Raw genomic sequence first — 6,846 nt, forward strand, 5'->3', positions numbered from 1 at the left:
GCTCGCCATGCGCGCCAGGGTGGGCGCCGTGCCGGGCGCGGGGGGCGCGGATCGGCGCCGGGGGTGGACCGGGTGGGTGGTGCCGGGGGCCGAACGCCACCTGGGCGGACCACGGCCACCACGGGCCGTCGCCGCCCGGGTACGCCCCACCCCTGGGCGGGGACGTCCCGCTCCCGCCGCGCACCGGGGCGGCCGTGGTGCCAGCATCGGGTCATGGCCGACGAGGACACCGACGTCTACGACCTCGACCGCATCGCGCACGCGGTCCTGGCCATGGACCCCGCCGAGCTGAACCACCTGGTCGGTCAGCACGAGGGCGGGCTGTGGCTGGCCGGGCCCAGCTACGGCGACGGCCGCGAGCTGCGGGTGCTGCTGTCGGTGGGCGGGGACGGCCTGACGGTGGCGCGCACCGACGCGCTGGAACTGGTGCGCCGCGTCCTGGACCACCGCCTCGCGGAGGGCTCCCTCGGCGAGCAGCAGCACGACCAGATGCTCACCGAGGCCGTGGTGGGGCTCAGCGGCCTGATGTGAGCGGGCGCGCCCGCCGGTGAGCTGCGCCGACCCCGGCGCGGTTCACCCCTCGTCGGCGACGAGCCGGCGCCAGTCGCCCTCCACCACCGCCACCACGACGTCGCTGCTGCCGGTCGCGCCGCGCACCGTGGTGGCCTGCACCAGCTCGCCCGCGGCGTTCCACCGCACGGACTGGGAGTAGCCCGTCGAGTCCCCGTGCACGTGCCGCACCGCCGGGACGGGCAGCTTCACGGACCGCCACGTCGCGCCGCCGTCGTCGCTGACGAGCGCGTGGTTGCCCTCCCGCCCGTCCAGCCAGGAGTGCCGGCCGGTGGCCAGCAGGGTCGTGCCCCCGCGCCCGTCGGGGCACCAGGCGATGTTCGGCGTGCCGGACAGGGAGACGCCGTCGCGGCCGACGAGCTGGGGGCCGAGCTGGGCGGGGTCGCCCCAGTCGACGCCGTCGGCGGAGGTGCGCAGGTGGATCGGCACCTCGTGGGGCCCGACGACCTCCACGACCGCCCGGTAGGTGCCGTCGGGCAGCGGGCCGGTGGCGACGAACATCCCCGGCCGGGTCCACCGGTTGGGCACCCCGACGACGGTCTCGACGTCACCCCACGTGCGCAGGTCCCGGGTGGAGCGCCGGGAGATGGTCTGCAGCATCCCCTGCGCCTTGCGCCGCTCGTCGGCGTAGCAGACGTGCAGCACGCCGTCGACGAGGAGGAGGTCCGGTTCCCAGACCGCCGTCGTCGTCGACGTGCGGGACGGGTCGTAGACGGCCGGTCCCCCCTCGTCGACGACGCCCTCCAGCTCCCAGGTGGCGCCGCCGTCGCGGCTGGAGTGCAGCACCAGCGTCGTGGAGGAGCCGTCGGCCGGGATCGAGTTCCCCGCCAGCAGCAGGTCCCCGGCGCGCAGGTGCGCCAGGTCGGCGGGCAGCTCGTAGATGACGGGCTGGTACCGGTTGCCCCGGCCGAGCGGGTCGGTGACGCGGGCGTGCTCGTGCCACGTGCGGCCCCCGTCCAGCGACCTCAGGACGGGGAAGACGGGGCCGCCGGGGTCGGTGACACCGAGCCGCAGCTCCCAGGTGAGCAGCAGCGCGCCGGCGTTGCGGCCCGCGGGGTCGCAGGCCGTGAGCCGGGTGTACATGGAACCGGCCTCGCCCACGCTGCCGCGGTGCACGACGGTGGTGGTGACGCCGGGCGCCGTCGGTGCGAGGCGGGTCTGCCCGGTGGTCGTCTGGTCGGTGGTCGCCTGCGCGGTCACGGCGCGCCTCAGCCCTTGATCCCGGCGGAGGCGACGCCCTCGATGAAGCGCTTCTGCACGAGCGCGAAGACGATCACGAGGGGCACCACGGAGATGAGGGCGCCGGCCATGCTGACCCCGTAGGGGATGACGCCCTGCGCGGTGCCGTTGAGCAGCGCCAGTCCGGCGGTGAGGGTGCGCTCGTCGGCGCTGTTGGTCATCGTCATCGGCCAGATCATGTCGTTCCAGTTGCCGATGAAGTTGAACATCCCGAGGGTGAGCAGACCCGCCGTGGCGTTGGGCAGCACGATGTTCCAGTAGATGCGGAACTCCGAGGCGCCGTCGATGCGGGCGGCCGAGTCGAGGTCGCGGGGGATCGACACGAAGAACTGCCGCAGCAGGAAGATCCCGGCGACGTCCGCGGCCCGTGGCACCACCAGCCCGACCATGGTGCCGACCCACCCCAGCTCGGAGAGCATCTTGTACAGCGGCACCAGCAGCGACTGGAACGGGATCATGATGGTGGCGACGAGGATGCCCAGCGCCAGCCCCCGCCCCCTGAAGTCGATGCAGGCCAGGGCGTAGGCGGCCATGGAGTCCAGCACCAGCGAGAACGCCGTCACGAGGACCGACATCAGGACGGTGTTGAGCAGCTGCTGCCCGACGGGGATGCGCTCGAACACCTCCGGGAAGTTGCCCAGCGTCCAGGAGTCCGGCAGCAGCTTCGGCGGGTAGGAGAGCACCTGGTCCTTCGGCGAGAACGCCGTGATGACGATGACCAGGAGCGGGAAGGCGCACACGACCGCTGCTGCGATCGCGAGGAGCAGCGTCGCGGCCCGGCCGACCGGGGTGCTGCGGTGCAGGGCGCCGACGGGCCGGCCGGCGCGCCGGGTGGGCGTTGCGGTCGTCATGCGAGGTCCCTCTCCTGCCGCCGGTTGATGCTCAGCTGCACGATGCCCACGACCATCGTGATGGCCATCAGCACGAAGGACAGCGAGGCGGCGTAACCCTGCCGGAAGTTGCTGAAGCCCTCGGTGTAGACGCGGTACACGATCGTCTCGGTGGAGCGCTCCGGGCCGCCGCTGGTCATGATGTAGATCTGGTCGAACGCCTGGAAGGCGCCGTTCGCGGCGAGGATGATCACGTAGGTCATCGTCGGGCGCAGGCCCGGGACCGTGACGGCCCAGAACCGCCGCCAGGCGTTCGCGCCGTCGAGGTGCGCGGCCTCGTAGAGCTCGCCCGAGATGTTCTGCAGGCCGGCGATGAAGATCACCATGAAGTAGCCGAAGTTCTTCCAGACCGCCACCAGGACCACGGTGGGCATCGCCCACGTCGGGTCGTTGAGCAGGTCCGGCATCGAGGTCCCCAGCACCCGGGAGGCCCAGTAGGGCACCAGGCCGGTGTTCGCGTCGAGCAGGAAGCTCCAGGCGAGGGCCGCGACGGCCATCGAGATGATGAACGGCAGGAAGACGACCGTGCGGATGAGGCCCCGCATCGGCAGGTCCTTGCGGTTCAGCAGGAGCGCCATCGCGATCGCCACCACGATCACCAGCGGGGCGTAGCTGACGGCGTAGACGATCGTGTTGACGATCGCGCCGCGGGTGTCCTCGTCGGTGACGATGCGCGCGTAGTTGTCCAGGCCGATGAACTTCGGCTGGTTGAAGCCCGAGGCGTTGGTGAACGAGATCGCCAGCGCGTAGAAGGTCGGGTAGAAGACCCACACCGCGAGGATCGCGATGCCGGGCAGCAGGAAGCCCGCGGCGGCGATGGTGCGCCGGCGCGACTGCACCGAGCCGCGGCGGGGGGCGGGCGCGCCGGGGGAGGACTTCGCCCGGCTGATGGACCGGGGCGCTTTGTACACCACTGAGTTCGACATGGGATCGACCACCGTCCTTCGGTGTCGGGGTGACGGGTGCCCCGGCCGCCCCGCGCTCGCTGCGCCGGGCGGCCGGGGGGCTCGTCACTCGTTGGCGAGGTAGCCGTCGATCTTGTCGGACGCCGCCTGGAGCAGTTGCTCGACGTCGCCACCCTGCGCGATCTGGGTCATCATCGAGTCCGTCTCCGCCGTGATGTCGGTGACCGAGGTCGAGATGCCGGTGGCGTAGTAGTGGGCCTGCGGCGAGAAGCCCGCGATCGTGGCGATGATCGGGTAGGCGAACTCGGACTCGTCGATGTCGTCCCGGTTCGGCGGGTAGTAGGACTTCGTCCACTCGATCTGGCTGGTGCGCGAGTTCCAGAAGTCGCCGAAGGCCTTGACCCCGTCGAGCTCCTCCTCGCTGTCGTTCATGCTGGTCGCGTACCAGTAGTTCGCCACGCCGTGCACCCAGTCGCTCGGCCACTGGAAGACGCCCACCTCGATGCCGAAGCTCTCGGCGGAGGTGATCTCCCAGGGACCGTTGACGATCATCGCGGCGCGGCCGGAGCCGAACAGCTCCATCGCGGCCGTGCCGTCCATGCCGGTCGGGCTGATCTTGTCGTTCACGTACGCGGACTGCCACTGCTCCAGGGTGGCGACGTTCTCGTCGGACACCAGGCGGTTCTCGCCGTCGGTGATGAAGTCCCCGCCGCCGGAGTGCAGCATCGCCGAGAGCAACCCGGCGTCCTGGTCGGGCAGGGCGATGCCGTACTGCTCGGGCTCGCCGTTGCCGTCGGCGTCGACCGTCAGCTTCTTGGCGACCGCGACGAGCTCCTCGACGGTGGTCGGGTAGTCCGCCTCCGTCAGCCCCGCCGCGGACCACAGCGCCGGGTTGTAGTAGACGGCGAACGCGGTGGTCCCCATCGGGATGCCGTACGTCTCGCCGTCGAAGGTCACCTGCTCGACGAGGTTGGCGTAGAAGTTGTCGTTCTCCGTGTACTGCTCGTCGTCGTAGTAGTCCTGCAGGGAGACGAAGGCGCCCTGCTTGGAGTAGCCGAGCCCGGTGTCGACGCCCTGCACGACGATGTTCGGGCCGTTCCCGGCGCTGAGGCTGGTCAGGAGCTTCTCGGAGATGGACGTCCACGCCAGCGGCTCGGTCTTGACCGTCCACCGGTCCTGGGAGTCGTTGAACTGGTCGACGATGGTCTGCAGCACCTTGCCGTCGGCCTCGGTGTAGCCGTGCCACAGCAGGAGCTCGCCGTTGCCGCCGGAGTCGCCGGTGCTCTCGGTGGAGCCACCGCCACAGGCGCTCAGCCCGGTGGTGACGGCCGCTGCGAATGCCGCTGCCGCCAAGAACGTGCGCCGACGAGTGTGAGCGGGCATGTGATCCTCCTCGATCGAGTCACGCGCTCGCACCGGTGCGAGCACATCCGTCACTGCGGGACCCCGACGCTGCGGCCCGGCGGTTTACGACGTTGTAACGCGGCCAGAAAATAGCAGCCGGTTCCTGACGTGACAACGGTTTTCGGGCGGTTCGGCCCTGTGCGGTCGCTGTGGGTGGGATCCCCGTGCCCGGCCGCCGGGCGTGGTGCCGCCCCGCGGTGCACCTGCCGCCCGGGAGCCCGTGCTGCGGCCGGTGGGCCGGTCGCCGCGAGGGGTCACCTCACGCGCTGCGCTCCAGGTCCGCGGCGCGCACCTCGTGGGCCAGGTCCTCGCCGCGGGCGAACCGCTCCACCTCGGCCACCGCGCTGTCCCCCAGCCGCCGCAGCTCGTTGCCCAGCGAACCGGCCACGTGCGGGGTGAGCAGCACCCCGGGTGCGTCGAAGAACGGGTGGTCCGGTGGCAGCGGTTCGGGGTCGGTGACGTCCAGCACGGCGAGCAGCCGGCCGCCGAGGACCTCCGGCACCAGCGCCGCGGTGTCCACCAGCGAGCCCCGCGCGGTGTTCACCAGCGTCGTGCCGTCCCGCATCAGCGCCAGCTCCCGCGCGCCGATCATGTGGTGCGTCCCGGGCAGCGCGGGGGCGTGCAGGGTGACGACGTCGGCCCGGGCGAGCAGGTCCGGCAGGGAGACCCGCGCGGCGCCCAGCGCGCGCGCCTCCTGCCCCCCGACCCACGGGTCGCACAGCAACACCTCGACGTCGAAGGGGCGCAGCAGCTCCAGCAGCCGCCGCCCGGTGCGGGAGGCCCCCACGACGCCGACGACGAGACCGTTGTTGCCCAACGGCGACCCCGCGGCCCAGCCGGCCGTGGAGCGGTGCTGCGCGTAGTGCCGGGCGGACTCCAGGACGCGCTTGCCGGCCAGCAGCACCACGGCCAGCGCGTACTCGGCGACCGGCAGGGCGTTCACCGCCGCGCTGCTGGACACCCGGATCCCGCGCTGCCACAGCCCCGGGGAGACGACCTGCTTGACGCTGCCGCCGGTGTGCACGACGGCGCGCAGCCGGGGTGCGGCGGCGAGGGCCGCCTCGTCCAGCCGCGGCGCGCCCCAGCCGGTGACGAGGACCTCGGTGCGGGCCAGCACCTCGCCCGAGCGGGCGCCGGCGAGGGAGGTCAGCACACCGGGGACGAGGTCGGTGCAGGCGTGCAGCCGGCGCCACGCCGCCGCGTCGAACAGCCGATCCACCGCGGTGGGGTCCCCGAGCGCGACGGCGGCGTTCGGGCGGTTCACCGGGAACCCCCGTCGGCGGGGGCCCCGGACGGGCCGGTGGGGACGACGTCGACGGTGCCGTCCCGCCAGCGGACCTCCACGGCACCGGCGCGGGTGCCGGACCCGCGCGCCTCGACGGCCTCGACGACGTCCGGGTCGGGTTCGGTCCCCGGGCCGGCGAGCACGACGAGGGCGGCGACGACGTCGTGCTCGGCGACGGGACCGGCGCTGCGCAGCCACGGGGTGAGGGAGCGACCCCCGAACGGGTCCGCGCCCGAGCGCCCGGTGGCACCGGCCACCGCCAGACCCCGCAGCCCCCGCACGAGGGAGGAGGTGCCGTCGGCGCGCCGGAGGCACACCCGATCCCCGTGCTGCTCGGCGACGAGGTCGCCGGCGGTGTCCGCGGCCAGCGGCCAGCCCCCGACGTGCACGGCGAACGGGCCGGGGTCGTGCGGCCAGGCGGCGTCGGGTTCCAGCTGCGCCGCGGCGGGTGCCGCGGCGGCGGGCGCGGCCCCGCCCTCGTCGGGAGCCGCCTCCCACCACGCCAGGCGCACCTCGCAGCAGCCGCGCACCACCGAGGCGGTCGTCAGGTGCG

Annotated in this window: 6 protein-coding genes and 1 pseudogene; 1 reads left to right on the plus strand and 6 read right to left on the minus strand. The window is 73.0% G+C overall.

Translation table 11 applies throughout. The features are described 5' to 3' along the window. Positions 1 to 213 precede the first annotated feature (213 nt). A complete protein-coding gene (locus ABEB16_RS03990) occupies positions 214 to 531 on the plus strand; it encodes a hypothetical protein (protein WP_345710974.1) in 318 nt (105 codons plus the stop codon). Positions 532 to 573: 42 nt separating this feature from the next. On the opposite strand, the gene ABEB16_RS03995 is transcribed toward ABEB16_RS03990, so the two are convergent. The 6 genes and pseudogenes from ABEB16_RS03995 to ABEB16_RS04020 all read right to left on the minus strand — a co-directional run. Further along, the gene (locus tag ABEB16_RS03995; protein ID WP_345710975.1) at positions 574 to 1,770 is read right to left on the minus strand and encodes a sialidase family protein; all 1,197 of its coding nucleotides are present in this window, start codon (positions 1,768 to 1,770) and stop codon (positions 574 to 576) included. Positions 1,771 to 1,778: 8 nt separating this feature from the next. Further along, positions 1,779 to 2,660 carry a carbohydrate ABC transporter permease gene (locus ABEB16_RS04000; protein ID WP_345710976.1) on the minus strand — a complete coding sequence of 294 codons (882 nt, stop codon included), beginning with the start codon at positions 2,658 to 2,660 and terminating at the stop codon, positions 1,779 to 1,781. Continuing rightward, positions 2,657 to 3,625: a carbohydrate ABC transporter permease gene (locus ABEB16_RS04005; protein ID WP_345710977.1), complete on the minus strand. Its 969-nt coding sequence runs from the start codon at positions 3,623 to 3,625 to the stop codon at positions 2,657 to 2,659. The genes ABEB16_RS04000 and ABEB16_RS04005 overlap by 4 nt, the downstream gene beginning before the upstream one ends. 84 nt (positions 3,626 to 3,709) lie before the next feature. Continuing rightward, the gene (locus tag ABEB16_RS04010; RefSeq protein WP_345710978.1) at positions 3,710 to 4,987 is read right to left on the minus strand and encodes an extracellular solute-binding protein; all 1,278 of its coding nucleotides are present in this window, start codon (positions 4,985 to 4,987) and stop codon (positions 3,710 to 3,712) included. Between the two features lie 280 nt (positions 4,988 to 5,267). Beyond that, entirely contained in the window at positions 5,268 to 6,272 is a 1,005-nt protein-coding gene (locus ABEB16_RS04015) for a hydroxyacid dehydrogenase (RefSeq protein WP_345710979.1), read from the minus strand. Next, a pseudogene (locus tag ABEB16_RS04020) lies at positions 6,269 to 6,846 on the minus strand (DUF2264 domain-containing protein); the annotation flags it as partial. The gene ABEB16_RS04015 and the pseudogene ABEB16_RS04020, both read right to left, overlap by 4 nt.

The organism is Kineococcus glutinatus, assembly GCF_039542765.1.
GTDB lineage: Bacteria > Actinomycetota > Actinomycetes > Actinomycetales > Kineococcaceae > Kineococcus_A > Kineococcus_A glutinatus.

What these genes read in the sequence shown, in the direction of transcription:
- ABEB16_RS04010 (WP_345710978.1), bottom strand. Translation starts at nt 4,987, where the DNA reads ATGCCCGCTCACACTCGTCGGCGCACGTTCTTGGCGGCAGCGGCATTC.
- ABEB16_RS04000 (WP_345710976.1), bottom strand. Translation starts at nt 2,660, where the DNA reads ATGACGACCGCAACGCCCACCCGGCGCGCCGGCCGGCCCGTCGGCGCC.
- ABEB16_RS03990 (WP_345710974.1), top strand. Translation starts at nt 214, where the DNA reads ATGGCCGACGAGGACACCGACGTCTACGACCTCGACCGCATCGCGCAC.
- ABEB16_RS04005 (WP_345710977.1), bottom strand. Translation starts at nt 3,625, where the DNA reads ATGTCGAACTCAGTGGTGTACAAAGCGCCCCGGTCCATCAGCCGGGCG.